The sequence below is a fragment of the Microbacterium sp. PA5 genome (assembly GCF_049860775.1).
GTDB lineage: Bacteria > Actinomycetota > Actinomycetes > Actinomycetales > Microbacteriaceae > Microbacterium.
The window spans coordinates 2,836,374-2,861,301 of sequence record NZ_CP187567.1 but is presented as its reverse complement, the minus strand read 5'-3'; the positions used below and the strand labels follow the sequence as shown (position 1 = coordinate 2,861,301).

Here is a 24,928-nt window from a genome sequence, read left to right as displayed (position 1 = left end):
CCCGCCCCGCGAGATGAAAGCATGACGACATGACCGACTACGCGACCATCCTGACCGAGACGCGCGGACGCGTCGGCTGGATCACCCTCAACCGCCCCGAAGCGCTCAATGCGCTGAACTCGACGCTCGTGGCCGAGCTCGCCGCCGCCGCGGCGGCCTTCGACGCCGACGAGGGCATCGGCTGCATCGTCCTCACCGGGTCGGAGCGGGCGTTCGCCGCCGGCGCCGACATCAAGGAGATGGAGTCGAAGTCCTCCCGCGACATGGCGATGGACAACCCCTTCGTCGGTCTCGAGGCGTTCAGCCGGGTGCGGACCCCGGTCGTCGCCGCGGTCGCCGGCTACGCCCTCGGCGGCGGATGCGAGCTGGCCATGACGTGCGACATCATCCTCGCCGCCGACACCGCGAAGTTCGGCCAGCCGGAGATCACCCTCGGGGTCATCCCCGGTCTCGGCGGCACGCAGCGGCTCCCCCGGGCGATCGGCTACTACAAGGCCGCCGAGCTGGTGCTCACGGGACGCATGATGGACGCCGTCGAGGCCGAGCGCGCCGGCCTCGTCTCGCGCGTCGTCCCGGCCGCCGAGCTCCTCGACGAGGCCGGCAAGGTCGCCGAGGCGATCGCGTCGAAGTCGCTGCCGGTCGTCTACGCCGCCAAGGAGGCGCTGCGGGCCTCGCAGGAGACGACGGGAGCGGAGGGGCTGCGCTTCGAGAAGCAGGTGTTCTCGTCGCTGTTCGCCCTCGACGACCAGAAGGAGGGCATGGCCGCCTTCCGCGAGAAGCGCCCGCCCGAGTTCACGAACCGGTGACGGGGTCGCCCGCCCCGGCGCGCAGTCGCGCGATCGCACCGATGAGCGCGTCGAGGTCCTCATCGCCCAGCCCCGGCCGCGAGAACACGTCGCGGTTAAGCGCCGTCGTCGCGCGCTCGGCGAGCGACCGCCCGGCGGTGGTGAGCGCCACGAGCGTCGCCCGGCCGTCGGTCGGATGGGGCTCGCGGCGCACGAGCCCCGCGGCTTCCAGCCGGTCGACGGTGCTGGTCACGCTCGTGGGATGCACCTGCAGCCGCCGCGCCGCGGAGCCCACCGGCATCCGCCCCTCCCGGGTGAAGCTCAGCAGGGTCAGCAGCTCGTACCGCGCGAAGCTCAGCCCGAGCGGCTTCAACGTCTCGTCGACACGCGCCAGCAGCAGCTGGTGGGCGCGCATGATCGAGGTCACCGCCGTCATGCCGGCGGCGGCATCGGTCCAGCCGTGCGCGATCCACTGGCGTCGCGCCTCGGCGATGGGATCGCCTGCCGGGGGTGTCACGCGGGCCACAATGCGCCTCCTGCCGTCGGGGATCACGCTAGTCGGTTTCCTCCTGCGCGCTGGTCGGCGTGCGGGCGCGCTCAATAGACTCGAAGGTCGGAGGACGTCATGAGAATCGTGGTGCTGGTCAAGGAAGTCCCGGACACCTATGGTGACCGCAAGCTCGACCTCGAGACCGGTCTGTCGCAGCGCGACGCGTCGGAGCGGGTGCTCGACGAGATCGGCGAGCGGTCCCTCGAAGTGGCCCTCTCGTACGCCGACGCGCACGCCGGAACCGAGGTCGTCGTGGTGTCGATGGCTTCGGAGGCGGCGACCGCGACCATCCGCAAGGGCCTCGCGATGGGCGCGTCGTCGGCGATCCAGGTGGTCGACGAGGCGCTCGCCGGCGCCGACCTCGGCGTGACGGCGAAGGTGCTCGCCGCGGCCGTCCGCCGGGCGGGCTTCGACCTCGTCATCACCGGCAACCTGTCCACCGACGGCACCGCCGGCGTGCTCCCCGCGATGCTCGCCGAGCACCTGGGCGTGCCGCACGCGACGGCGCTGTCGGCGGTGGAGATCTCCGAGACCGCGGTGGCCGGCACCCGTGCGGCCGACGGCGGTGCCGCGCACGTGACGGCGCCGCTGCCCGCGGTGATCTCGATCACCGAGGCGCTCCCCGACGCGCGGTTTCCGAACTTCAAGGGCATCATGGCGGCCAAGAAGAAGCCGTTCGAGACGCTGTCGCTGGCCGATCTCGGGGTGGACGTCGACCCCGGCGTCGCGCCCCAGACCATCATGACGGCGGTCACGGAGAAGCCCCCGCGCGGTGCGGGCGTGAAGCTCGTCGACGAGGGCGACGCCGGCGAGAGGCTCGCCGCGTACCTCATCGAGAACCGGCTGGTGTGAGGAGACGACGATGACCGACTTCGCAGATGACTCGATCCTGGTCGTGCTCGACGTGACCCCCGGCGGCGAGCTCGCCTCGTCGTCCGCCGGCCTGCTGGGCGCCGCCGCCGCGGTGGGCACTCCGGTGGCGCTCGTGGTGGGCGGCGGCGACGGTGCGGCAGCCTCGGCCGGGCAGCTCGGTGCCGCGGTGGTGCTCACCGCGGCGGGAGACGCGGGCGCGCTGACCACGCCGATCGTGGACGCCGTGGCCGCCGCGTTCGCCCTCGTGCAGCCCGACGCGGTGCTCGTGTCGAACTCGATCGAGGGCCGCGACGTCGCCGGCCGTTTCGCCGCGCGGCAGTCGCTGGCGCTGTCGGTCGATGCCGTCGGCGTCGTCCGCGACGACCAGGGCGTGCTGGCGCAGCACTCCGTCTACGGCGGCGCCTACAACGTCACCAGCGCCCCCACCTTCGGCGCCCCGGTGATCACCGTGCGCCAGGGCGCGGTCGACGCGCGGGCCGAGGCGCAGGAGCCGCGCGTGCAGGCGCTGGAGGTCGCGGCCTCCGGCGCTCCGGCCGCGACGGTCGACTCGTTCGAAGCCGTCGTGGCGACCTCCTCGCGCCCCGAGCTGCGAGGGGCGACACGGGTCGTCGCCGGCGGCCGCGGGCTCGGATCCCAGGAGAAGTTCGCGCTCGTGGAGCAGCTCGCCGACGCGCTCGGCGCGGCGGTCGGCGCCTCGCGGGCGGCCGTCGACGCCGGGTACATCCCCTACGCCCACCAGGTCGGCCAGACCGGCGTCTCGGTCTCGCCGCAGCTGTATGTCGCTCTCGGCATCTCCGGAGCTATCCAGCACAAGGCGGGAATGCAGACCGCGAAGACGATCGTCGCGATCAATAAAGACGGCGACGCGCCCATCTTCGACATCGCCGACTTCGGCATCGTGGGCGACGTGTTCACCGTCGTCCCGCAGCTGATCGCGGCCCTCGAAACCAAGAAGTCCTGATGGCGACACGCGGTCCGGGAGTGCCCTCGATCCGGCGCGGTCTGCCGCGCCGTCCCGGCGGCGAGTCCTGGCCGCCCGCCGGCGTCGCACCCGAGCCGGACGCGGCCTCGGAGGCGGACGCCGTCGCGGGGCCCGGGCCGGACGCCGTCCCCGCGGCACCGCCGGTTGTGACGCCGGAGCAAGGGGCCGCGCCGTCGGACGCCGCGCTCACGCACGACGGGGACATCGGCACCGCGGCTCCGGCAGGGTCGCCTGTCGCCCTGCGGCGCGGTCTGCCCCGAACGCCCGGCGGCGACGCATGGCCGCCCGCCAGGGACACAGCGGGCCCGGCAGCGACCCCGGCGCCCGCGGCAGGGTCAGCGGCGTCGTCGGCGTCTGCGGCCGCCTCGACCGCACCGGCGCCCGCGGCCGCCCCGACCGCCTCCGCCTCGGCCGCCTCCGCCCCGGCGCCGTCGACGGCGCCCACGGCGCCCGACGCGCCCGACCCCGTCGCCGCGGACGCCGACGCGGATGCCGCGGACACGGGCGTCCGCCGCGGTCTGCCCCGCGTGGCGGGCGGCGCGCCCTGGCCGGCACTCGACATCCGCATCCACGCCCCACGCCCCGCAGCCCCCAGCCCTGCGGTCGGCCCGGCCGGTCCGATCCCGGCCGCCGCTCCGGCCGCGCCGTCGCCCACCGTCGACGTCGCCGCATCGGAGCCGACGGTCACCGCTGCCGCCCCGGCGACCGTCGCCTCACCCGGCGCAGTGGTCATCCCCGCGGCCGAGCGCATGCCGCTCACCGCTCCTCGCACGGTGTGGCCCGGTCGTGCCGCCTTCCACCGCCCGCCGGCGAAGCCCGAGCCCACGCGCGTCGGGCCGTTCACCCGCGGGCAGTGGGCGGGCGCACTCCTCGTCGGCGGCGCGGGTCTGCTCGTCGTCGCGGCCATGGCGGTCGCGCTGGTGCGCGTCGTCCTGTCGCTGCCCGCGATGCAGGACTTCCTCGCGGCCTATCCGGGGGAGTACCACCTGCCCGAGTCGGCGCCCGTCGGCATCCCCGCCTGGATCGGCTGGCAGCACTTCTTCAACGCCTTCTTCATGCTGCTGATCATCCGCACGGGGCTGCAGATCCGCACCGAGAAGCGGCCGGCGGTGTTCTGGACGCCCCGGCGCAACAAGAAGGGCAAGACGAGCCTCACGATCTGGTTCCATCAGGCGCTCGACCTCCTGTGGCTCGTCAACGGCGCCGTCTTCGTCGTGCTGCTGTTCGCCACGGGGCAGTGGATGCGGATCGTCCCCACCAGCTGGGAGGTGTTCCCCAACGCGCTGTCGGCCGCGCTCCAGTACGTGTCTCTGGACTGGCCCACCGAGAACGGCTGGGTCAACTACAACTCGCTGCAGCAGCTCGCCTACTTCTCAACGGTGTTCCTCGCGGCACCGCTGGCGGCGATCACCGGCTTCCGCATGAGCGCGGTGTGGCCCAAGAAGAGTGCGCGCCTGAGCGCCGCGTACCCGATCGAGTGGGCGCGCAAGGTCCACTTCCCGGTGATGCTCTATTTCGTGGCGTTCATCATCGTGCACGTCGCGCTCGTGTTCGCGACGGGGGCGCTGCGCAACCTCAACCACATGTACGCCGCGCAGGGCTCGGTCGACGGCGTCGCCTACGCCGACAACTGGACCGGCTTCTGGATCTTCGTGGCTTCCGTCGCGGTGATGGCGGGGGGCTGGATCGCGGCGCGGCCGCTCGTCATCGCGCCGATCGCCAAGCTCTTCGGCACCGTCAGCGGCCGCTGAGCAGGACCTCGACCCGGCTCAGCGGTCGGGCATCCGCTCCGCTATCACGGCGAGCGGCGCCTCGAGCCGTCGCGCGCGGGCGAGGTCGTGATGCGCGACCTCCTCGGCGAAGACGCGCGTGAGGGCGGCGAGCGATGCCGACAGGGCATCGACCGTCACCGTTCCCGCGCGGGCCGCTGCGAGCGCGGTGCGCAGCCCGATGGGCAGCCGGTCGGCGTCGCGCCCATGCCACGGGTCGAGGCCGTCGCTGAGGCAGGCCAGTGCGATCGTCTGGTCGCGCAGATGGTCGAGCATGATGGTCGCCTGCCAGACGCGCCCGCGCGCCACGGCCGAGCGAGCGTGGAGCGCGTACAGCCATCCCATGCCGATGAGGCCGTCGACGTCGGGTGGCGTCGGTCGCGTCGGGGAGTTGGCGTCACCGAAGATGAGCGCGAATCCGTCCTCGGTCTCGCGGAATGCGTCGTGCGGCCAGAACGAGACGTCGACCTGCAGGCTGGAGGCCAGCAGGAACACACGGTAGCGCGCGTCGCGCGTGTGGACGTCGAGGGTGTCGGCGACGTCGGCCCGGTCGTGCATCCAGGCAGTCCACGCGTCCACGACCACGGCCTCGTCGACCCCCGGTGCCAGCTTCAGCACCAGGTCGATGTCGGACCAGCGGTCCTCACGTCCTCGGGCGGCCGAGCCGACCAGGGCCGCGCCCACGATGTCGGGGGACTCTTCGGCGTGGGCGATCATCGCGCCCCGCAGCAGCTCACGCTCCTCGACGGTGAACATTGCGGTCAGCGGACGAAGCGCACCTCGGTCAGCGTCTCGCCGAGGAAGGGCTCCGTGTGCGTCGCACCGTCGAGGGTGAAGCCGTTGCGCGTGTAGAAGCGGTGCGCGCGAGGGTTGTCCTCGGCGACCCAGAGGTAGAGCTCCGGGTCGGAGGCGACGGCGTCGAACAGCTTCTGCCCGATGCCGGTGCCGTGGAAGCGATCCAGCAGGTAGATGAAGTAGAGCTCGCGGTTGCGCGGGGCGTCGCGGTCGCGCGCGGGGCCGGAGCCGGCGAAGCCGACGATCTCGCCCTCGACGAGCGCGGCGACCATCGTGAAGCCCTCGCCCTGCTGGGCCCAGTGGGTCCACAGCTCGGCCAGGCGCTTGGGGGAGACGTTCTCGAGGGCGGCCTTGCTGATCAGGTGATCGTAGGTCTCATGCCAGCAGGTCGCGTGCACGCGGCCGAGAGCCTCGGCATCCACGTCACGAACAGGACGGACGACGGTGTCGGTCAGCGGTTCGGCTTCCATGGGGCCGACTCTACGTCCGGCCCGGGCAATCACGAAATCGGCGCGAGCCGTGTCAATCAGCGGTCCGTCGCCTGTCGATATCCCACAACGGATTTCGTATTCACGTGGGTCTCATCGCTAGCATCGCGCTTCGTGAATGTGTGGTGGCGGACCCTCCTGACGATCTGGCGCGCGAAGGTGCTGCTGCGCCGCCGCGGACCCATCGCGCCGACCTCGGTCGGACGGGTGCGGCTGCGCACGCTGCCGACCGACATCGACCTCCTCGGGCACATGAACAACGGCCGCTACGCGTCGCTGTTCGACCTCGGGCGGTTCGACCTGCTCATCCGCACCGGCATCTGGGATGCCATGAATGCGCAAGGGTGGTACGCGGTCGTCGCGAGCGAGACGGTGACCTTCCGCAAGTCTCTGCAGCTGTGGCAGCGCTTCACGGTCGAGTCGCGACTGTACGGCCACGACGACAAGGCGGTCTACCAGATCCACCGCGCGGTGGTGGATGGCGAGGTCTACGCCGAGATGATCGTGCGCGCGCGGTTCCTCCGGCGAACGGGCGGCGTCGTCAACACCGAGGAGCTGTTCGAGGCGCTCCACCGGCCCGACGACCTGCCGCCGCTGCCCTCTTGGGTGACCGACTGGGCCGTCGGCGCGGCGCTTCCCTCGACGAAGGCACCCGCGCCGAGTCTCTGGGACTAGCGCCGCAGCCGGCGCACCCGGTGGCGGTGGTCGGCGAAGAGGACGAGAACACCGGTGGTGAGTGCGCCGAGGCCGACCCACGGCGCCCAGCCGAGCGTTCCTCCGGAGGCGGGCAGTCCGCCACCCGGGGGTTCGGTCGCATCCGGCAGGAGCCCGCTCGGGTCGGGTGACGGCGCCGTCGCGGTCGGCGCCGGGGTGGGGGTCGCATCCGGCGTGACCGTCGGTGTGGGCGTCGCGGTCGGCGTCGGCGTGACAGTCGGTGTGGGCGTCGGCGTGGCGGTCGGCGTCGGAGTCGGGGTCACGGTCGGTGTCGGTGTCGGTGTCGGCGTCGGCGTCGGCGTGACAGTCGGTGTGGGCGACGGCGTGGCGGTCGGCGTCGGAGTCGGGGTCACGGTCGGCGTGGGCGTGGGCGTCGGCGTCGGGGTCGGCGTCGCGCCCGCTTCGATGCACGTGAGTTCGGCGGCGAAGGGGAAGTCGTGGACCTCGCGCGGAGTGCCGATGGGCCCGGCTGCGGGGCCGTGGACGAACGAGGCGGCGATGACGTTGCCTTCGATGTTCTGCGTCACCTGCCAGTTCAGGTCGGCGTACGGCGCGTACAGGGTGCCCTCGAGAGTGTCGCCTCCGCTGACGACGACCGAGGCGGCGTCCACGAAGTTCCACAGGATGTACGGCGCCTGGGCGCCGCCGATCCCGGCGCTGTTGGGGATGGTGCCCGAGAAGGACGTGCCGAAGACGTTGACAAGAAGCGGGTTGCTCGCCGTCGGTCCTCCCGAGAACGTGATGCTGTCGAGGTTCTCGAGCGCGGTCGTAGTGAGGTTCAGCACGTTGGTCTGCCCGGCGACCAGCTCGACGCGGCCGTTCGAGCCCGGACCGGGGGCCGGCAGCGGGGATCCGTCGTCGCGGTTTCGGAGCTCGATCGTCGGTGTGCAGCGGCCGAGGACGGTCGCCGTCGTGCGGTACTGACCGAATGCGGTGGCGATGTCGATCAGGTCGGTCGGCACCGGGGCGGACACCGACGCGGCGGACTGCGTGATCGTGCCCTCGATGCGCGGCTGGGAGTCGAACGTCGCACCGGGCTCGACGATGCGGAACGACTGGCCCGCGGCGTCGGGCACGTCGTAGGTCGAGGCATCGGCGATCTTCGCGTATCCCTGCCCGCCCAGCATCCGCAGGATGAGGGAGCCGTCGTCCGGCCAGACGACCCCGCCGTCGACATGGAGCGCCACGAAGGAGTCGTCCCCGTCGGCCGTGTAAGTCGGGCGCGCGGCGATGATGTTGTACGCCGTGAGGAAGGAGAGGTCGCCGCCGACGGCGATGGTCCCCTCCGCCTCGTCGGCGTTGAGCACCACGTCGCCTTCCACGAAGACGAGGAATCCGCTGTTGGCAGTTCGGGCGAGTCCGTGGCCGACCGGGTCCGTCACCGGGTTGAGCGGGCCGATCGTGTCGCCCGGGGCGCCGACGGCCGGCGCGAGCGGGGACCCGATCCCGATCACGACCGCCGCACCGGCGACCGCCGCCCACACCCAGGGCGTTCGGCGCGTCGGACGGTGACTCACCCGACCCACGGTACCCACGCGAAGGCCGATGCGGAACGGCCTCGACCGCGGCACCCGCTAGCGTGTGAGCGTGATCGCGATCGTCGTGCGCAGCGCGCGCCTCCTGGCCGCGCACTGGCCTGCGCTGCTGGCGTGGATGCTCGGCGGCACGCTGGCGCACTATCTCGTGCTGGAGCTCGCGTCGCTCGTGGGGGCGCGTACCGCGCTGGGCGGCATCCTCCTCCTTCCGCTCGCGGCCCTCTGCCTTCTCGTGGCCTATGTCGCGATGTTCCTCGTCCTGCGGGACGGGATGCGGAAGCTGCGGAGCCTGGCGCCGTTGCCGGAGGATGCGCGCGCGCGACGGAAGGCGTTCCTCGACGGCATCCTCGGCGGCATCCTCCCCTTCGTGGCGTTCTACACCGCGTGGGGGTTCATGCGCGAGGACGTCGTCTCGTACATCAACGGTGCGTTCGCCTGGCAGTTCCAGTGGGGCCTGAGCGCCGCCGTCGCCGGCGCGGACTACGACACGTCCGGAACGATCGACGATCTCGGCTTCGATCCCTTCACGCTCTCGCTCCTCCTCGGCGCCTTCGTGGCGCGGTGGCTGCACCAGCGCTACCGTGCGCGGCTCCCCGGATGGACGGGCGTGGCCGCGGTGTATCTCGAGGCGCTGTGGGTCTACCTGGCCGCCTATCTCGTGAAGGACGCCCTCGGCCTTCTCACCGCGTGGGTCGACGGGCGCCAGGCGATGGTCTGGCTCGCGGACCTCCGGGAGGGTCTCGTGGGTGTCTTGGCGCCGCTGGGCTTCCTCTGGGACGGGGTCGAGTGGCTGCTCGGCGAAGCAGGCGGCCTCATCCTCCTGCCGGTCGCGTGGCTGACGATCGCGGGCGTGATCTACGGGCAGGCGGTGCGCGCCGCGGCGCCGCAGCTCGGCGGGCGCACGGTGGAGCGGTGGCGAAGCCGCTACGGCACCATCCCGCAGCGCCTCCGTCGCCGGCTCGCCGACCTCGGCGAGAGCTTCGTCGGCCGCTTCCGTCCGATCGGACGCGCCCTCGTGCTGATGTGGCGGGCAGGCCCGGTGCTGATCGGGTCGTACGTCCTGCTCAGCACCGTCGTCACCCTCGCGGAGCAGTGGGGACTCATCGGGATCTCGCGACTGCTCGGCCCGCACGACTACCGCTCGTTCTGGGGGCCCGTGTTCGTCGCGCTGACGCTGGGCGTGTCGGTGATCATCGAGCCGCTGCGGGTGAGCGTCGTCGCCGCCTCGTACGACGAGACGCTCGATCGGCTGTCAGCGGTCGACAGCGAAGCGGAGGTCCAGACCGCCGGCGGCAGTGCTCCCGGTGGAGAGCTCGACGACGAGGTCGTCGCCGACGCCGCTCGGGAGCAGGACAAGGGCGACGAGGTCGTACGGAATGCCGGTGCGTGAGGTGCAGGTCGTCTGAGCGCCGACCGGCGGCGCCCAGTCGAGGGTGGTGACGCTCATCCAGCTGCGACCTGTCGCGGGCTCGACGATCCTCGGCGCCTGGCATCCGAGGAAGCGGTGGCCGCGATCGACGCGGATCGTCACGACGACCGGCTCGGTCCCGCTCGGCGCGCCGACCTCGGCGGCGTCGACAGGCTCGATCGTCACCGGACCGAAGTCCCAGTCCGCGATGGAGGTCGATGCGCCGGCGGCGACCGGCCGCTCGGCGTTTCGCACCGTCCCGAACTCGAGCGTGTCGAGAGCGAAGAGGCCTGCCGGGACGAGCACGACGAGCACAGCGAGGGCGACGGCGTTCCGGCGCCACCACGCGCGGGTCATGGGCTGACCCATCCGGTGCGGATGAGCGCGCGGTCGGACACCCGGGGCAGGTCCGAGAGCGACAGGGGGATCTCGATGACGGAGTCGCCCTCGAGGCTCAGCGCCGGATCGCCCGGCCCCGCGCCGTTGTCCTGGGCGATCTGCAGGACGGCGGCGCCCGTGATGGCATCCGCCGGCACCTCGAAGGCGAGCGAGCCCGCCTGCGGGATGTCCACGTGGAGGCGGGAATCGAGGAGGGTCGCCGTGCGGTCGAGGGTGAGGGGGCGCTCGCTCGCCGCGATCGTGCGGTCGGGGAGCACGAGGTAGGCGACGCCGATCGCGCCAGGGCTCTCGGTGCGAACGGTCCAGGCGTCGAGGTCGACCACGACCCACGTTCCGCTGGCCTGCCAGCCGCCGCTCGCCGTCACCCCGTCGGACACCACGACATCGCGGACGGTCACGGCGAGGTTGTCGCCGACGGCCGGTGTCCCGAGCGAGGCCGTGACGCGGAACGGGTCGGTCATCCGCGCCTCGCCGTCGGGCGTCGCGGCGGCGACGAACCACGCGGCGACCAGCAGCAGGATGCCGACGAGCCAGCCGCGGAACCCTCTCATGATTCCGCTCCCGCTCCGACGTCTTCGAGCGGGATCGTGACGACCGCGGCCGGCGCCCGATCCACCCAGCTCTCCCCGGACGAGAGCAGCTGCGCCTGGTAGAGCGTGGCGTCGCCGAGGACGATCTTCAGAGCATCGCCGTCGGCGTAGGCGTCCCCCGGGACGACCCAGCTGAACGCGAGGAGGGCCGGGACGCCCGGCTGGAGCCACGGCGTCACGGTCTGATCGTCCTCGCGCACGATCCCGTCCGCGGCGCGGCCATCCCCCTCCAAGAGCACGGCGCGCTGCACCCCCTCGCTGCCGAACGTGGCGAGCGGGCGGTCCCAGCGATTCTCGACCTCGACGAGCAGTACGAGCAGGCGCTCACCCTTCTCCTCGTCGGGGAACGCGCCGGTGCCGCTCAGCGAGTCGATGAGCACGCCGCGCTCCACGGTGATGGCCAGCTGTGGACTCGTGTGCGTCTCACCGGCCGTCAGCTCGTCGAGGGTCTTCGCCTCGGCGGGCACGTCGTTCAGCCCGCCGAACGCCGCTGTGGCCGCGAGGAACAGGACCGTCCCGATCGTGGCGAACCATTTCGTGGGCACGCGGTCGGTGGCGGCCCGCAGCCGTGCGAACCGGTTCGGGCGCGGGGCCTGCACGGGTTCGGTCACGCCGACAGCCTAGGGGAGTGCCCGGGCGGGGGAGCCAGCCGGGGCGGGTGGGGGGGGCTAGGCCCGGGCGCGGGCGGCGAAGGCGTCGGCGAGGGCTTCGCGCACGATCCGGATGCCCGAGCGCTCCACGTCGGAGCGGCGGACGGCCGTGAAGACCTCGCGGACGGGCGCGCCGGGGAGGTCGGTCAGCCGCAGCGGCGGGCGCTCGCCGGCCCACAGCAGGTCGGGAAGGAGCCCGACCGCGTGACCGGCGGCGATGAGCGGCACGTGCGCGGTGAGATCGGCGAGCTCGAAGCGCACATCGGGCTCGAACCCCGCGGCCCGGCACTGCTGCACGGCCCAGTCGCGGGCGGCGGTGCCGCGCGGCTCGAGCACCCACGGGCGGGAGCGGAGGGACGCCAGATCGCGGGCGCCGTCGGCGGAGGCGACCCTCACCGGGTCGGTGCCGAGCAGGTGGCGCTCGAGGCCGGAGCGGTGCTCGCGGGTGTGACCGGGGTACTGCTCCGCGATCACGAGGTCGAAGCCGCGGGCGGACAGCTCGAACAGGCCCTCTTCGGGCGGGGTCTCGGCGACCTCGACGCGCAGCTGCGGCGCGCGCTCGGCAAGGAGGGTCAGCGCCGCCGGCACGAGGGCGCGGGCGGCGGTCTGGAAGACGGCGATGCGGACGGGGGCGACGCCCGGCCGCAGCGTCTCGAGCTCGGCGCGAATGCGCTCGTCGAGCGCGAGGGCTCGGGCGGCGTGGGCGGCGAGGGCGGCGCCGTGCTCGGTGAGGCGGACGCGTCGCCCGTCGGGCTCCAGGAGGGGGACGCCCGCCTCCCGCTCCAGCTGGGCGAGCTGCTGCGACACCGTCGACGGGCTGTAGGCGAGCGCCTCGGCGACGGCGGACAGCGTGCCGCGCAGGGCGAGCTCGTGGAGAAGACGCAGCCGTCGCAGCTCGAACACGGGTGCCTCTCAAATGATCGACAGGAACGAACGATAACCATCGTAGATGGTCGCTTTTCTCGAAGCGTGGTGGTGCCTCACCCTGAAGGGATGAACTCGGGGCAGGCTGGAGTCGTGGCGGAAGGGGCGGACATGGCAGGGGAGGCGATCACGGAACTGGTCGAGCAGTCGATCGCGTTGGCGCAGCGATGGGTGGCGGAGTCGGCGGAGGCCGACGTGGACCCCGCGGCCGAGCGGCTGGCCGGTGTGCTGAAAGACCCGAACGGCCTGCCGTTCACGATCGGCTTCGTCGACGGCGTCATGCGCCCCGAGAGCCTGACGGCCGCCGCGGCCAACCTCAGCCGCGTGGCTCCCCTCGTGCCGGACTTCCTGCCCTGGTACCTGCGCGGGGCGGTGCGCACCGGCGGTGCCGTCGCGCCCGTGCTGCCCGCGCCCACCGTGCCGATCGCCCGCCGGGCGCTGCGCGAGATGGTCGGTCACCTCGTCGTCGACGCGCGTCCCGAGAAACTCGGGCCCGCGATCGCACGGCTGCGCGAGACGGGGGCGCGCCTCAACCTCAACCTCCTCGGCGAGGCCGTGCTCGGCGAGTCCGAGGCGCTGCGGCGCCTCGACGGCATCCACGACCTCATCCGCCGTGACGATGTCGACTATGTGTCGGTCAAGGTGTCCGCGATCGCGAGCCACATCTCCATGTGGGCCTTCGACGAGGTCGTCGACGCGGTCGTGGAGCGCCTGCTGCCGCTGTACCTCACGGCGGCAGGGGGCGACGGCGCGGCGCCCACGTTCATCAACCTCGACATGGAGGAGTACCGCGACCTCGACCTGACGATCGCGGTGTTCACGCGCATCCTCGAGGACCCGCGGCTGGCGGGCCTCGAAGCGGGCATCGTGCTCCAGGCCTACCTGCCCGACGCGCTGCCGGCCCTGCGGCGGCTCACCGCGTGGGCGCGGGAGCGCGTCGCCGCGGGCGGCGGACGCATCAAGGTGCGCCTGGTGAAGGGGGCGAACCTGGCGATGGAGCGCGTGGACGCCGTCATGCACGGCTGGGCCCTGGCGACGCACGCATCGAAGCTGGACTCCGACGCCGGCTACCTCCGGTGCCTCGACGAGGCGCTGCGCCCCGAGAACACGGCGGCCGTCCGCATCGGCGTGGCCGGGCACAATCTGTTCGACATCGCCTATGCGTGGCTTCTGGCCGGTGAGCGCGGCGTCCGCGACGCGGTCGAGTTCGAGATGCTCCTCGGGATGGCCCAGGGCCAGGTGCAGGCGGTGTCGCGCGAGGTCGGCCACGTGCTGCTCTACGTGCCCGTCGTCCGCCCCGACGAGTTCGACGTCGCCATCAGCTACCTCGTGCGACGGCTGGAGGAGAACGCATCGAGCGAGAACTTCCTCTCGGCCGCCTTCGATCTCGCCGACGACCCTGAGATGTTCGCCCGCGAGCGGGACCGGTTCGTGCAGTCGGTGGAGCGCGCGGGCGACCGGATGCTCCCCGACACGCCGAACCGGCAGCAGGATCGTCGCGGCTCCTCGGTGGACGGCGCCGGTCCCGCCGAGACGGCGTCGGATCCGGACGCCGGGGTGGATGCCGCCACGGTCCCCCTCCCGCGACCCGCGGCGGAGTCGGCGCTGACCCAGGCCGTGCTGACGATCAGCGCCGACGAGGACGATGCCTTCGTCGAGACGGCGGTATTCGCGTCGCACGAGTCGGCCGCGTCACGGTCGCCGCTGCGACGCGGCGGTGCGCCGGGCTTCCGCAACGCGCCCGACACCGATCCCGCCCTGCCCGGCAACCGGGAGTGGGCGCGGGAGATCCTCGGACGCGTGACGACCTCCACGCAGGGCGACCAGACCATCGCCGCGGCGCGCATCGACGACGCCGAGACGCTGGAGGCCGCCGTCGCGCGCGTGCGCGAGGTCGCCGCGGCGTGGGGGGCGACGCCGGCCGTCGAGCGCAGCACCGTGCTCCAGTCCGCCGCGCGCGCCCTCGAGAAGCGGCGCGGGGCGCTCATCGAAGTGGCGGCGTCCGAGACCGGAAAGGTGTTCGCGGAGGCCGACGTCGAGGTGAGCGAAGCGGTCGACTTCGCGAACTATTACGCGGCGACCGCCCGCGAACTCGACCGGGTGAGCGGTGCGGTGTTCGTGCCCGCGCGGCTGACGCTCGTCACCCCGCCCTGGAACTTCCCGGTCGCGATCCCGGCGGGCGGCGTGCTGGCCGCGCTCGCCGCCGGGTCGGGGGTCGTGTTCAAACCCGCTCCGCAGGCGCGGCGGTGCGCGGCGGTGGTCGCCGAGGCGATCTGGGACGCGCTCGACGAGGCCGGCCTCCCGCGGGAGCTCGTCACGCTCGTCGACGTGGACGAGGGCGCTCTCGGACAGCGGCTCATCTCGCACCCGAACGTCGACCGCGTGATCCTGACCGGGTCGTGGGACACGGCCGCCCTCTTCCGCTCGTGGCGCCCCGATCTGCCGCTGCTGGCCGAGACCAGCGGCAAGAACGCGATGATCGTGATGCCCTCCGCCGATCTCGACCTCGCGGCGGCCGACCTCGTGAAGAGCGCTTTCGGGCACGCCGGACAGAAGTGCTCCGCCGCGTCGCTCGCGATCCTCGTGGGCTCGGTCGGCCGCTCCCAGCGCTTCGCGCGGCAGCTCGTCGACGCCACGCGCTCGCTGCGCGTGGGGATGCCGTCCGATCCGCTGAGCGAGGTCGGGCCGGTGATCGAGCCGCCGCAGGGCAAGCTCGCCTGGGCTCTCGGAACAGCGGGGAACTCCCTGGAGGAGGGGGAGCGCTGGCTCGTCGAGCCGTCGGAGGTCGACGCGCCCGGGGCCGAGGGCAGGCTCTGGACGCCGGGGATCCGCGTGGGCGTGCGACCGGGCTCGCGTACGCACCTCGAGGAGTTCTTCGGTCCGATGCTCGGCGTCATGCACGCCCGATCGCTGACCGAGGCGATCGAGCTGCAGAACGCGGTCGCCTACGGGCTGACGGCGGGCCTGTACACCCAGAACCCCGACGATCTGGCCCTCTGGCTGGACCGCGTCGAAGCCGGCAACCTCTACGTCAACCGCGGCATCACCGGCGCCATCGTGCAGCGTCAGCCGTTCGGCGGCTGGAAGCGCTCCTCGGTCGGAGCAGGCGCCAAGGCCGGTGGCCCGAACTACCTCATCGGGCTGGGCTCCTGGCGCGCCACCGCCGGCGCCGCGCAGTCGTCGACGCTGCACCTGCGCGGACTCGACAGCCGCATCACCGCGGTCATCGAGGCCGCCCAGCCGACCCTCGACTACGACTCCTTCGAGTGGCTGCGCCGGGGCGCGCTGTCGGACGCGGTCGCGTGGGACCGCGAGTTCGGGCGGGTGCGGGACGTCTCGGCGCTCGGCGTCGAGCGCAACCTGTTCCGCTACCGGCCGGTGCCGGTGTCGATCCGCGCGACGTCGGACGCGTCGTGGCAGGCCGTGCTGCGGGTCGTCGTGGCCGGGGTGCGCGCCGGCGCGACCTTCACCCTGAGCGCACCCGTCGGCATCCCCGCCGCCGTCCGCCACGCCCTCGCCGGCGTCGACGTCCCCGTGTTCGTCGAGACGGACGCCGAGTGGATCGCCCGTCTCGGCGCGGGCGACGCGCATCGGGTGCGGCTGGTCGGATCGGCCGAGGCGGTGGCGGCGGCGCACACCGCGCTGGCCGAGGCGACCGGGGGCGACCCGGACATCGCGGTCTACGACAACGAGGTGACCACCGCGGGTCGCCTCGAGCTGCTGCCGTTCCTGCACGAGCAGTCCGTGACGATCACCGCGCACCGCTTCGGCAATCCGGACCGGTGGAGCGAGGCCGTGATCTGAGGGCCGCCATGCGTGCCGCGACGGGAACAACGTTGTAATGTGAGGCCAGCGCTCTCCGGCGGGGAGTGCGCGGAGCGAGGAACGAGGTCCGATGGCGGCGACCCTGCACGATGTCGCTCGACTCGCGGGCGTATCGATCAAGACCGTCTCGAACGTCGTCAACGAGCATCCGAACGTGCGCCCTCAGACCCGGCAGCGGGTGCAGGCGGCCATCGCCGAGCTCGACTACCAGCCCAATCTCTCGGCACGGAACCTCCGTTCCGGCCGCAGCGGAGTGATCGGACTCGTCGTCCCCGAGTTGAGCCTCAGCTACTTCGCTCAGCTCGCCGACGCCGTCATCGCCCGCGCCGAGCACCACGGGCTCATCGTGCAGATCGAGCAGACCGGCGGCGATCGCGAACGCGAACTGGGCGTACTGTCGAGCCCGCGAACCCGCAACGCCGACGGGCTCATTTTCAGCCCGCTCGGCATGGAGCAGTCGGATGCCGCGCTGCTCGCCGTCCCCTACCCGCTGGTCCTCCTCGGCGAGCGGATCTTCGGAGGACCGGTCGACCACGTCACGATGCGCAACGTCGAGGCGGCCCACGCCGCCACGCGCACGCTCCTCGAGTCCGGCCGCCGCCGCGTCGCGCTGGTGGGGGCGCATCCCGGCGAGGTCATGGGGTCGGCGGCGTTGCGGCTGAACGGCTATCGCGCGGCACTTGACGAGGCTGGCGTCGATTACGACCCCGCCCTGGTCGAGAGCGCCGGGCTGTGGCATCAGGCGCAGGGCGCGGAGGCGGTGCGCCGGCTTCTCGCCTCGGGCACGACGTTCGACGCCGTGTTCGCCATGAACGACGCACTCGCGCTCGGGGTGATGCGCGCTCTCCATCAGGAGCAGGTCAGGATCCCCGATGATGTGGCCGTGGTCGGCTTCGACAACATCGACGAGGGGCAGTACGCGATGCCGAGCCTCACGACCGTCGATCCCGGGCGCGGCGAGATCGCCCGCCAAGCCGTCGACCTGCTCGTCGAGCGCATCGCACGACGCGGCGACGCGATCGAACCGCGTGAGGTGCGCGTCGACTTCTCCGTCCTCCGCAGGGAGTCCGCCTAGTCACGGGGCCGCGTGTCGCGCCGTGGCGCGCTCACCCCTCGGCCACCTGCCGGAAGGCATCGGCGACCGGGGTGCGCACCCGATGCCGCACGCCTTCGGCATCCTCCTCGAGGGCCCACAGCCCCATGCGCAGGAGATGTTCGCGCGCCGGTAGATCGGAGTGGCGGTACGTCCACTCGTACATGTCGGTGATGCACCACCACGTGTAGCCCACCACATCGACGCCGTCGGCGCGGAGCTCGGCCACGGCGTCGACCGAGGCGCGCAGCCAGGCGATCCGCTCGTCCTCCGTCCCGGTGAATCCCGTCTCCGTCAGGAACACCGGACGTCCGTAGCGCTCGGCGAAGGCCGTCAGCACCTCCTTCAGCCCGTCCGTGCCGGCGTCGAGCCGTGGCCGGAGCTCACCCGGGCCGCCGGAGAGCGTCACGCCCTCCTCGAACAGCTCGGTGGAGTGCTGTGGGTAGTAGTTGACGCCGACGACGTCCGGCTGCGCGGTGTTGTCCCGCGCCCAGGCGAGTTCGTCATCGGTGAAACCGTGCGCCCGCAGGTAGGGGGTGAGCGGATGCGCTTCGTCGACCCGGCCCATCACGAGGTCCTGCACGAGGTAGGCGCGATGACGCAGATGCTCGACGGTGGCCGCGTGCACGGCGGTCTCTCCGTCGAAGCGGAACGAGGCTTCGACGTGCACGAAGTCGGCGTCCGGATCGGCGGCGGCGATCGCGCGCTGCGTCAGCACGATGCCCCGGGAGATCCCTTTCAGCACCGCGACGAACCCGCTGTCGCCGGTGAGGTACGGCGGCCAGTGGCCGAACTCGCCGCAGTACATGACGTTGAGCAGCGGTTCGTTCGCCGGCGTGTAGTGGCGAATGCGCCCGCGGTACCGCTCCGCCACGGCGGCGGCGTACTCGGCGACGCGTTCGGGGTAGTCGGGGGCGGTGAACTCGCCCTCGAGCCAGAGGGGCGTGCCGTAGTGGACGAGGTCGGCGACGAGATCGATCCGGTGAGCGTCGAACCAGTCGATGACCTCGTCGAGCCACGACCAGTCCCACTCGCCGGGTGCAGGGTTCACGCGATACCAGGGGATGCCCCAGCGCACCAAGGTGGCGCCAGCCTGCTCGCAGAGCTCGAGATCGAGCTCCCAGAAGCGGTAGTGCTGCATGAGCTCGTACTCGTCGAGGGCGCGACGCCCCGGTTCCTCCTGCGGAACGAAGGTGTCCTCGACGCCGAGGGCGAAGTGCAGGCGGCTGTCGCGGTACCAGGGGGATGCGGTCATGGTGCTCTTTCGTGCGGCGACGTGGCGGCACCCGTGCGGGGCGCCGCCACGTCGAGTGGGTGGACTATTCGGCGAGGGTCGCCGTCATGGCGGTCTGTGCCGCCGCCAGGAGTGCGGCGGGATCGTCTCCCGCGAGTGCCTTCTGGGTGGCGGTGTCGAGTTCGGTGAGGATGTCGGTCGACGGGATGACGCCCGGGAGCAGGGCGACGCCCAGCGAGGACTGGTCGGTCAGCGCCGACACGACGGGGTTCTCGGCGACGTCGGAAGCCGCCACGTCGGTGGTCAGCGGCGGCCAGCCCGATCCGAGCGACCACGTGATCATGTTGTCCTTCTGGTAGAACCACGTGAGGAACTGCGCGATGGCCGTCTGCTCCTGCTCGCTCGCCTGGGACGTGACCGTCAGATCGACGGCGAGCGCCGAGGCCGCGGCGCCGGCGGGACCGGCGGGGATCGGCGCGATCCCGTAGTCGATACCCGCCCCCTCGGAGACGCTCGCCATCCAGGGGCCTGCGAGGGTCATCGCCGCCTTGCCCGAGCTGAAGAGGCCGTCGGTGTCCACGCCGGAGAGGCCCGCGGGCGAGATCTTGTCGTTGCGCACGGCATCGGCCCAGTACGACAGGGTCGCGACGTTCTCGGGGGAGTCGACGACGACCTTGCCGTCGGCGGTGACGACATCACCGCCGCCGCTCTTGAACAGCGACATCCAGACGCCGTTGCCGACCGAGGCGTGGTCGGCGAGCGCGAGACCGTACTGCTCGGGCGTGCCGTCGCCGTCATCGTCGACGGTGAGCGCCTTCGCCGCCGTCACCCATTCGTCCCACGTCGTGGGCACCTCGACGCCGGCGTCCTCGAAGAGCGTCTTGTTGTAGATCATCGTCAGCGGCGTGAAGCTCAGCGGGGCGCCGTAGCGTTCGCCTTCGACGATTCCGGTGGCCACCGCCTGCTCGTTCAGCGCGCCCGCGCCGCTGTCGGCGTCGTCGTACCACTCGTCGAGCGGGAGGAGCGCCCCCTGTGAGGCGTAGACGGGGATGTTCTCGGGCGGCAGTGCCAGCAGCTGGGGGCCGGTCTTCGAGGTGAGGGCGGGGAGCACGGTGTCGAGGATGGTCGCCCATGGCTTCGTGGACGGGGTGATGACCACGTCGTCCTGCGAGGCGTTGAACTCGGCGACCAGGTCGTCGAGCACCTTGCCATCGGCCTCGGTGTAGCCGTGCCAGAAGTCGATCTCGATCGGCTGTCCGTCGGCCGGGCCGGGATCGGCGCCGCCGCCGCAGCCGGCGAGGGCGAGGACGGCGGCCGTGCTCAGTGCGGTGACTGCGAGGAACTTTCTCATCAGCGGGAGCTTCCTTTCGACATCGATGTCGACTCTAGGTTCGGGTCCGGATACAACGATGTAGGTAAACGTTGCAATTCACATGGTGCGCGAGGCGATGACGCGTGTCAAGTGCCGACTTGACAGCGAGGCGCCCCGTTCCTACTTTGTGACTACAACGTTGTATTTGGAGGATCGATGGCGACGACTGCCACCCACCCCGGCTCCCGGCCCGGGCAGCGCTACGTGCCGCCCGCACCGCTCGGGGGACGCGGCCCGCTCTCGGCGCGGATGCGGCGGCGGCTGACGATCCTCGTGTTCCTGATCCCGGCGGTCACGATCCTCGGGGCGTTCGTCTTCTGGCCGATGATCAGCGCGCTCCTCCTGTCGTTCACGAACGCCAACGGCTTTCGTGTGCCGGAGTTCATCGGGCTCGAGAACTACCTCGCCGTCTTCACCGATGAGCAGGTCCTCAGCTCCATGGGGAACACCGTCCTCTACGCGGCGCTGTTCACGCCCACGGTCGTCGTGGTCGCCCTGCTCCTCGCTCTGGCGCTGAACCACCCGCGGCTCCCCCTCCGCGGGATCTTCCGGACGTTCCTGTTCATCCCGTTCATCGTCTCGCTGGCCGTCGCCGCGTTCGCTTGGCAGTACCTGCTCGATCCGCAGATCGGACTCGTCAACTACTGGCTCCGCGGCCTCGGCGTGCAGATCGGCAACGTGTTCCAGGACCCCGCACTCGCGATGCCCGCCGTGGCGCTGATCGCCGTGTGGAAGACCTTCCCCTTCTACATGATCGTGTTCCTCGCCGGCCTCCAGGACATCCCGCCCTCGCTGTACGAGGCGGCGCGGATGGACGGCGCGGGCGCCTGGGGGCGGTTCCGCCACATCACCGTTCCGCTCCTGGGCAACACGACCGGGTTCGTCGTGGTCATCGCGACGATCGCCGCGCTTCAGGCGTTCGACCAGATCTACGTCCTCACCGGCGGCGGCCCCTACCGGAGCACGCAGACCGTCGTGATGCAGATCTATCAGTCCGGCTTCAAGGATCTCGACCTCGGGTTCGCCGCCGCCCTGTCATACGTCCTGCTCGTCGCGACGCTCATCCTCGGTCTGATCCAGTTCTGGATCAGCAGCCGTCGCGCGGAGGCCGCCGTATGAGCGCCGGCACGACCATGCCTCTGCGGCGTCGGTTCGCGCCCGCGGTGCTGTTCGCCGTCGTGTTCGTCGCGACTCTCGTCACGATCCTGCCGATCGCGATCGTCGTCTTCACGGCGTTCAAGCCGGTCGCGGAGGTCAATGCCTTCCCGCCGACGCTCGTCCCGGATGCCTGGACGCTCGACAACTTCGGCCGGATCTTCCGCGACCTCCCGTTCGCCCGCCTGATCGTCAACAGCTTCGTCTTCGCCGGCGGGGTGACCCTGCTGTCGCTGACGTTCGACGCGCTCGCCGCCTACGTCCTGGCCCGCATGGACTTCCGTGGCAGCCGCATCCTGCTGTTGGCCCTGATCGGGAGTCTCATGATCCCGTTCCAGGCGACGCTCATCCCCGTCTATCAGCTGGTGGCCGACCTCGGCTGGATCAACTCCTATGCCGGGCTCATCGCTCCGCGGGCGGCGGATGCGTTCGGCATCTTCTTCCTCCGGCAGTTCTTCCTGTCGCTGCCGCGCGACCTGGACAGCGCTGCCCGCGTCGACGGCGCCTCGGAGTTCAGGATCTTCCGCAGCATCGTCCTCCCGAACGCGATCCCGGCGCTCGTGACCCTCGGCGTCTACAACTTCGTCAACAACTGGAACGACCTCCTCTGGCCGCTCGTGATGACCACCGACCCGGCGATGGGCACGATCACCTCGGGGCTCACCGCCCTGACCGGACCGGGCGGGATCATCCCCTTCGGCGTGATGATGGCGGGCTCGCTGATCGCCCTCCTTCCGCTCGCCATCCTCTTCCTCTTCCTTCAGCGCCGGTTCGTCGCGAGTGTCGCGACCAGCGGCCTGAAGTAGACGTCCTTCGTCGCATCGACCCGCCCGCTGACCAGAAAGCCCGCCATGCCTTCCGCACGACTCTCGCTCGACCCCCGCTTCGCCGTGGGGCCCGTCCGCCGCAAGCTCTTCGGCGGCTTCGTCGAGCACCTCGGCCGTCACATCTACGACGGCATCTTCGAGCCCGGACACCCGAGCGCCGACGCCGAGGGGTTCCGCACCGACGTGATCGAGCTCGTCCGGGAGCTCGGCGTCGACACGATCCGTTATCCCGGGGGCAACTTCGTGTCGGGCTTCCGCTGGGAGGACTCGGTGGGACCGCGTGCCGAGCGCCCGCGGCGGCTCGACCTCGCCTGGCATTCCACCGAGACCAACGAGATCGGACTGCACGAGTTCGCGGGGTGGCTCGACAAGGTGGGGAGCGACCTCATGCTCGCGGTCAACCTCGGCACGCGTGGCACGCAGGAGGCGATCGACCTGCTCGAGTACGCCAACATCCGCGGCGGCACGACACTGAGCGATCAGCGGGCGGCACACGGCCGCACGGAGCCGTTCGACGTGCGGATGTGGTGCCTGGGCAACGAGATGGACGGTCCGTGGCAGCTCGGGCACCGCTCCGCCGACGACTACGGCAAGCTCGCGGCGCGGACGGCGAAGGCCATGCGCCAACTCGACCCCGACATCCAGCTGGTCGTCTGCGGGTCATCGAGTGCCCACATGCCCACCTTCGGCGAATGGGAGCGCGCGGTCCTCACCCACACCTACGACGACGTCGACCTGATCTCGTGCCACGCGTACTACGAAGAACGCGGGGGCGACCTCGCGAGCTTCCTCGCATCCGCGGTCGACATGGACGCGTTCATCGACGCCGTGGTGGCGACGGCGGATCACGTCGGGGCCGTGCGCGGTTCGAAGAAGCGGATCGACCTCTCGTTCGACGAGTGGAACGTCTGGTACATCGACCGGTTCCAGGGAGTGGACAAGATCGAGGGGATCGACAACTGGCCCATCGCACCCCGTCTGCTCGAAGACGTCTACTCGGTCGCCGACGCCGTCGTGTTCGGCAGCCTGCTCATCTCGCTCCTCAAGCACGCCGATCGTGTCGCGTCGGCCTCCCTTGCGCAGCTCGTCAACGTGATCGCCCCGATCATGACCGAACCCGGCGGCCCGGCCTGGCGCCAGACGACCTTCTACCCGTTCTCGCTCACCTCCCGCCTCGCCCGCGGCGAGGCGCTCCAGGTCGCCGTCGACGCCCCGACCTACGTCACCGAGGCGTACGGGGATGTGCCCCTCGTCGACGCCGTCGCGACGCACGACGCCGCGGCGGGACGCACCGCCGTGTTTCTCGTCAACCGGAGTCTGACTGAGCCGGTCACCGTTACGGTCGATGTCCGCGGACTGGGCAACGCGGCCGCCGTGGTGGAGTCGCACACCCTCCACGACGCCGACACGTCCGCCGCCAACACGCTGGCCGATCCGGACCGCGTGCGTCCTCGGCCCAACACGACGGCCGCCGTCGTGGAGGGGACGCTGACCGTCACGCTTCCTCCCGTATCGTGGACGGCACTCGCCCTGGGCTGATCCCCGGAGCGAGCGCCGGCGGGCCGGCGGGATGCGAAGGAGCCGACGTGAGCCAGGCAGGCACCAACTGGGCGGGCAATGTGGCCTTCTCGGCCGCGGCGGTGGCTGCGCCGACGACCGTCGACGAGGTCGCGAGCCTTGTCGCCTCGGCGGAGCGGGTGCGGGTGGTCGGCAGTCGCCACTCGTTCAGCGACATCGCCGACACCGACGGCACGCTGCTGTCGCTCGCCGCGCTCGAGGGCGGGCCGGAGCTCGATAGCGCGCGCGGCGTCGTGCGGGTGCCCGGCGGGCTCCGCTACGGCGACCTCGCGCCCTGGCTGCACGACCGCGGCCGCGCCCTGGCGAACCTCGCCTCCCTGCCGCACATCTCGATCGCCGGAGCGGTGGCCACGGGCACTCACGGGTCGGGGGAGCGGATCGGCTCGCTCGCCACGCAGGTGTCGGCGATGGAGCTCATCGACGGGGAGGGGGAGCTCATCCGTGTCGAGCGCGGCGATCCGGACTTCGACGGATCGGTGGTGTCGCTCGGCTCGCTCGGCGTGGTGACCGCGCTCGAGCTCGACACGGAGCCGGCGTTCGAGATGGCGCAGACCGTCTTCGAGGGGGCGCGGTGGGACGACGTGCTGGCCCGCTTCGACGACGTGCAGCGCAGCGGCGACAGCGTGAGCCTGTTCACGACGTGGCGGGACGCCGACGCCGTCGACCAGATCTGGATGAAGACCCGTGAGGCCGCGCCCGACCTCTCGTCGCTGGGAGCGCGGCCGGCGGACGGTCCCCGCCACCCCCTTCCCGGCATCGACGCGGAGCCGTGCACGCCGCAGCTCGGCGTTCGCGGACCGTGGTTCGACCGCCTCCCGCACTTCCGCCTGGCGTTCACCCCATCGGCGGGGGAGGAGCTGCAGAGCGAGTACCTGGTGCCGCGACACGACGCGCGCGCCGCGATCGAGGCCGTGCGAGGGCTCTCGTCGCGGATCGCACCGCTCGTGCTCGTCTGCGAGGTGCGCACGGTCGCGGCCGACGATCTGTGGCTGAGCCCCGCCTTCGGGACCGACGTCGTCGGCATCCACTTCACCTGGGTCCGCGATCAGTCCGCCGTGATGGCGCTTCTCCCCGAGATCGAGGCGGCCCTGCCTCCGTCGGCGCGTCCGCACTGGGGCAAGCTGTTCGCGCTGGCCGGCGACGCGGTCGCCGCGCGCTACCCGCGCTGGGACGACGTCGTCGCCCTCCGCGCACGGCGCGATCCCCACCGGCGATTCGCGAACGCCTGGACCGCGCGGCTGGGCGTGTGACGACCGCCGCCGTCACGAGAAACAACTTATCTTTCTAGCCCGGGGAGCAGGCCACGGGTGACCATGAAAGGGCGCTGCTGGGGAGCGCGCAGCGGAGGCCAGTTCCAGCTCGGCGGAGCCGATGGCCGACGT

Annotated in this window: 21 protein-coding genes; 12 read left to right on the top strand and 9 right to left on the bottom strand. The window is 71.7% G+C overall.

Annotated elements, in window-relative coordinates; genetic code table 11:
* Window positions 1–29: 29 nt before the first annotated feature.
* The gene (locus ACPWUT_RS13525; RefSeq protein WP_284529068.1) at window positions 30–806 is read left to right on the top strand and encodes an enoyl-CoA hydratase-related protein; all 777 of its coding nucleotides are present in this window, start codon (window positions 30–32) and stop codon (window positions 804–806) included.
* Here ACPWUT_RS13525 and ACPWUT_RS13520 read toward each other — a convergent pair.
* Window positions 793–1,311 (bottom strand): MarR family winged helix-turn-helix transcriptional regulator, encoded by a 519-nt coding sequence (locus ACPWUT_RS13520; RefSeq protein WP_425838515.1) that lies wholly within the window; start codon window positions 1,309–1,311, stop codon window positions 793–795. The two genes, ACPWUT_RS13525 and ACPWUT_RS13520, sit on opposite strands and share 14 nt — an antisense overlap.
* A 99-nt stretch (window positions 1,312–1,410) precedes the next feature.
* On the opposite strand from ACPWUT_RS13520, the gene ACPWUT_RS13515 reads away from it, so the two are divergent.
* The 3 genes from ACPWUT_RS13515 to ACPWUT_RS13505 are packed head-to-tail and all read left to right on the top strand — an operon-like array spanning window position 1,411 to window position 4,941.
* Window positions 1,411–2,187 carry an electron transfer flavoprotein subunit beta/FixA family protein gene (locus ACPWUT_RS13515; RefSeq protein ID WP_425838512.1) on the top strand — a complete coding sequence of 259 codons (777 nt, stop codon included), beginning with the start codon at window positions 1,411–1,413 and terminating at the stop codon, window positions 2,185–2,187.
* A 10-nt stretch (window positions 2,188–2,197) separates the two neighbouring features.
* A complete protein-coding gene (locus tag ACPWUT_RS13510) occupies window positions 2,198–3,169 on the top strand; it encodes an electron transfer flavoprotein subunit alpha/FixB family protein (RefSeq protein WP_425838509.1) in 972 nt (323 codons plus the stop codon).
* Entirely contained in the window at window positions 3,169–4,941 is a 1,773-nt protein-coding gene (locus ACPWUT_RS13505; protein ID WP_425838506.1) for a cytochrome b/b6 domain-containing protein, read from the top strand. The genes ACPWUT_RS13510 and ACPWUT_RS13505 overlap by 1 nt, the downstream gene beginning before the upstream one ends.
* 18 nt (window positions 4,942–4,959) lie before the next feature.
* Here the strand turns inward: ACPWUT_RS13505 and ACPWUT_RS13500 are convergent, their stop codons facing one another.
* Complete coding sequence (locus ACPWUT_RS13500; protein WP_425838503.1) at window positions 4,960–5,715, bottom strand: nucleotidyltransferase domain-containing protein; 756 nt, start codon at window positions 5,713–5,715, stop codon at window positions 4,960–4,962.
* Window positions 5,716–5,720: 5 nt separating this feature from the next.
* A complete protein-coding gene (locus tag ACPWUT_RS13495; protein WP_284529078.1) occupies window positions 5,721–6,224 on the bottom strand; it encodes a GNAT family N-acetyltransferase in 504 nt (167 codons plus the stop codon).
* 132 nt (window positions 6,225–6,356) lie between these two features.
* Here ACPWUT_RS13495 and ACPWUT_RS13490 point away from each other — a divergent pair, with 132 nt between their 5' ends.
* Window positions 6,357–6,917 (top strand): thioesterase family protein, encoded by a 561-nt coding sequence (locus ACPWUT_RS13490; protein ID WP_425838500.1) that lies wholly within the window; start codon window positions 6,357–6,359, stop codon window positions 6,915–6,917.
* Here ACPWUT_RS13490 and ACPWUT_RS13485 read toward each other — a convergent pair.
* Window positions 6,914–8,473: a collagen-binding domain-containing protein gene (locus ACPWUT_RS13485; protein ID WP_425838497.1), complete on the bottom strand. Its 1,560-nt coding sequence runs from the start codon at window positions 8,471–8,473 to the stop codon at window positions 6,914–6,916. The two genes, ACPWUT_RS13490 and ACPWUT_RS13485, sit on opposite strands and share 4 nt — an antisense overlap.
* Before the next feature lie 70 nt (window positions 8,474–8,543).
* Here ACPWUT_RS13485 and ACPWUT_RS13480 point away from each other — a divergent pair, with 70 nt between their 5' ends.
* The gene (locus ACPWUT_RS13480) at window positions 8,544–9,881 is read left to right on the top strand and encodes a hypothetical protein (RefSeq protein ID WP_425838494.1); all 1,338 of its coding nucleotides are present in this window, start codon (window positions 8,544–8,546) and stop codon (window positions 9,879–9,881) included.
* Between the two features lie 371 nt (window positions 9,882–10,252).
* Here ACPWUT_RS13480 and ACPWUT_RS13475 read toward each other — a convergent pair whose 3' ends face one another.
* The 3 genes from ACPWUT_RS13475 to ACPWUT_RS13465 are packed head-to-tail and all read right to left on the bottom strand — an operon-like array spanning window position 10,253 to window position 12,441.
* Window positions 10,253–10,849, bottom strand: a complete 597-nt coding sequence (locus ACPWUT_RS13475) for a hypothetical protein (protein WP_425838491.1) — start codon at window positions 10,847–10,849, stop codon at window positions 10,253–10,255.
* The gene (locus ACPWUT_RS13470) at window positions 10,846–11,499 is read right to left on the bottom strand and encodes a hypothetical protein (protein WP_425838488.1); all 654 of its coding nucleotides are present in this window, start codon (window positions 11,497–11,499) and stop codon (window positions 10,846–10,848) included. The genes ACPWUT_RS13475 and ACPWUT_RS13470 overlap by 4 nt, the downstream gene beginning before the upstream one ends.
* A gap of 57 nt (window positions 11,500–11,556) precedes the next feature.
* Window positions 11,557–12,441, bottom strand: a complete 885-nt coding sequence (locus ACPWUT_RS13465) for a LysR family transcriptional regulator (RefSeq protein WP_284529085.1) — start codon at window positions 12,439–12,441, stop codon at window positions 11,557–11,559.
* 132 nt (window positions 12,442–12,573) lie between these two features.
* On the opposite strand from ACPWUT_RS13465, the gene ACPWUT_RS13460 reads away from it, so the two are divergent.
* Both ACPWUT_RS13460 and ACPWUT_RS13455 read left to right on the top strand, forming a co-directional pair.
* Window positions 12,574–16,266 (top strand): proline dehydrogenase family protein, encoded by a 3,693-nt coding sequence (locus ACPWUT_RS13460; RefSeq protein ID WP_425838485.1) that lies wholly within the window; start codon window positions 12,574–12,576, stop codon window positions 16,264–16,266.
* Window positions 16,267–16,357: 91 nt separating this feature from the next.
* Entirely contained in the window at window positions 16,358–17,362 is a 1,005-nt protein-coding gene (locus ACPWUT_RS13455; protein WP_425838482.1) for a LacI family DNA-binding transcriptional regulator, read from the top strand.
* A gap of 31 nt (window positions 17,363–17,393) precedes the next feature.
* Here the strand turns inward: ACPWUT_RS13455 and ACPWUT_RS13450 are convergent, their stop codons facing one another.
* Together ACPWUT_RS13450 and ACPWUT_RS13445 are read right to left on the bottom strand one after the other, a co-directional pair.
* Window positions 17,394–18,635, bottom strand: a complete 1,242-nt coding sequence (locus ACPWUT_RS13450) for a family 1 glycosylhydrolase (RefSeq protein ID WP_425838479.1) — start codon at window positions 18,633–18,635, stop codon at window positions 17,394–17,396.
* Between the two features lie 64 nt (window positions 18,636–18,699).
* Complete coding sequence (locus tag ACPWUT_RS13445; RefSeq protein WP_425838476.1) at window positions 18,700–19,965, bottom strand: ABC transporter substrate-binding protein; 1,266 nt, start codon at window positions 19,963–19,965, stop codon at window positions 18,700–18,702.
* A gap of 177 nt (window positions 19,966–20,142) precedes the next feature.
* Here ACPWUT_RS13445 and ACPWUT_RS13440 point away from each other — a divergent pair, with 177 nt between their 5' ends.
* The 4 genes from ACPWUT_RS13440 to ACPWUT_RS13425 are packed head-to-tail and all read left to right on the top strand — an operon-like array spanning window position 20,143 to window position 24,796.
* Window positions 20,143–21,105 (top strand): carbohydrate ABC transporter permease, encoded by a 963-nt coding sequence (locus tag ACPWUT_RS13440; RefSeq protein WP_425838473.1) that lies wholly within the window; start codon window positions 20,143–20,145, stop codon window positions 21,103–21,105.
* A complete protein-coding gene (locus tag ACPWUT_RS13435) occupies window positions 21,102–21,947 on the top strand; it encodes a carbohydrate ABC transporter permease (protein WP_425838470.1) in 846 nt (281 codons plus the stop codon). Before ACPWUT_RS13440 ends, ACPWUT_RS13435 begins: the two co-directional genes overlap by 4 nt.
* 45 nt (window positions 21,948–21,992) lie before the next feature.
* The gene (locus ACPWUT_RS13430; protein WP_425838467.1) at window positions 21,993–23,507 is read left to right on the top strand and encodes an alpha-N-arabinofuranosidase; all 1,515 of its coding nucleotides are present in this window, start codon (window positions 21,993–21,995) and stop codon (window positions 23,505–23,507) included.
* A 47-nt stretch (window positions 23,508–23,554) separates the two neighbouring features.
* Complete coding sequence (locus tag ACPWUT_RS13425) at window positions 23,555–24,796, top strand: FAD-binding protein (protein WP_425838464.1); 1,242 nt, start codon at window positions 23,555–23,557, stop codon at window positions 24,794–24,796.
* The last annotated feature ends 132 nt before the right edge of the window (window positions 24,797–24,928 follow it).

Excerpts from the sequence above, each read along its gene's own strand:
- ACPWUT_RS13525 (WP_284529068.1), top strand. The coding sequence starts at position 30 with ATGACCGACTACGCGACCATCCTGACCGAGACGCGCGGACGCGTCGGC.
- ACPWUT_RS13515 (WP_425838512.1), top strand. The coding sequence starts at position 1,411 with ATGAGAATCGTGGTGCTGGTCAAGGAAGTCCCGGACACCTATGGTGAC.
- ACPWUT_RS13510 (WP_425838509.1), top strand. The coding sequence starts at position 2,198 with ATGACCGACTTCGCAGATGACTCGATCCTGGTCGTGCTCGACGTGACC.
- ACPWUT_RS13505 (WP_425838506.1), top strand. The coding sequence starts at position 3,169 with ATGGCGACACGCGGTCCGGGAGTGCCCTCGATCCGGCGCGGTCTGCCG.
- ACPWUT_RS13500 (WP_425838503.1), bottom strand. The coding sequence starts at position 5,715 with ATGTTCACCGTCGAGGAGCGTGAGCTGCTGCGGGGCGCGATGATCGCC.
- ACPWUT_RS13495 (WP_284529078.1), bottom strand. The coding sequence starts at position 6,224 with ATGGAAGCCGAACCGCTGACCGACACCGTCGTCCGTCCTGTTCGTGAC.
- ACPWUT_RS13475 (WP_425838491.1), bottom strand. The coding sequence starts at position 10,849 with ATGAGAGGGTTCCGCGGCTGGCTCGTCGGCATCCTGCTGCTGGTCGCC.
- ACPWUT_RS13460 (WP_425838485.1), top strand. The coding sequence starts at position 12,574 with ATGGCAGGGGAGGCGATCACGGAACTGGTCGAGCAGTCGATCGCGTTG.
- ACPWUT_RS13455 (WP_425838482.1), top strand. The coding sequence starts at position 16,358 with ATGGCGGCGACCCTGCACGATGTCGCTCGACTCGCGGGCGTATCGATC.
- ACPWUT_RS13450 (WP_425838479.1), bottom strand. The coding sequence starts at position 18,635 with ATGACCGCATCCCCCTGGTACCGCGACAGCCGCCTGCACTTCGCCCTC.
- ACPWUT_RS13445 (WP_425838476.1), bottom strand. The coding sequence starts at position 19,965 with ATGAGAAAGTTCCTCGCAGTCACCGCACTGAGCACGGCCGCCGTCCTC.
- ACPWUT_RS13440 (WP_425838473.1), top strand. The coding sequence starts at position 20,143 with ATGGCGACGACTGCCACCCACCCCGGCTCCCGGCCCGGGCAGCGCTAC.
- ACPWUT_RS13435 (WP_425838470.1), top strand. The coding sequence starts at position 21,102 with ATGAGCGCCGGCACGACCATGCCTCTGCGGCGTCGGTTCGCGCCCGCG.
- ACPWUT_RS13430 (WP_425838467.1), top strand. The coding sequence starts at position 21,993 with ATGCCTTCCGCACGACTCTCGCTCGACCCCCGCTTCGCCGTGGGGCCC.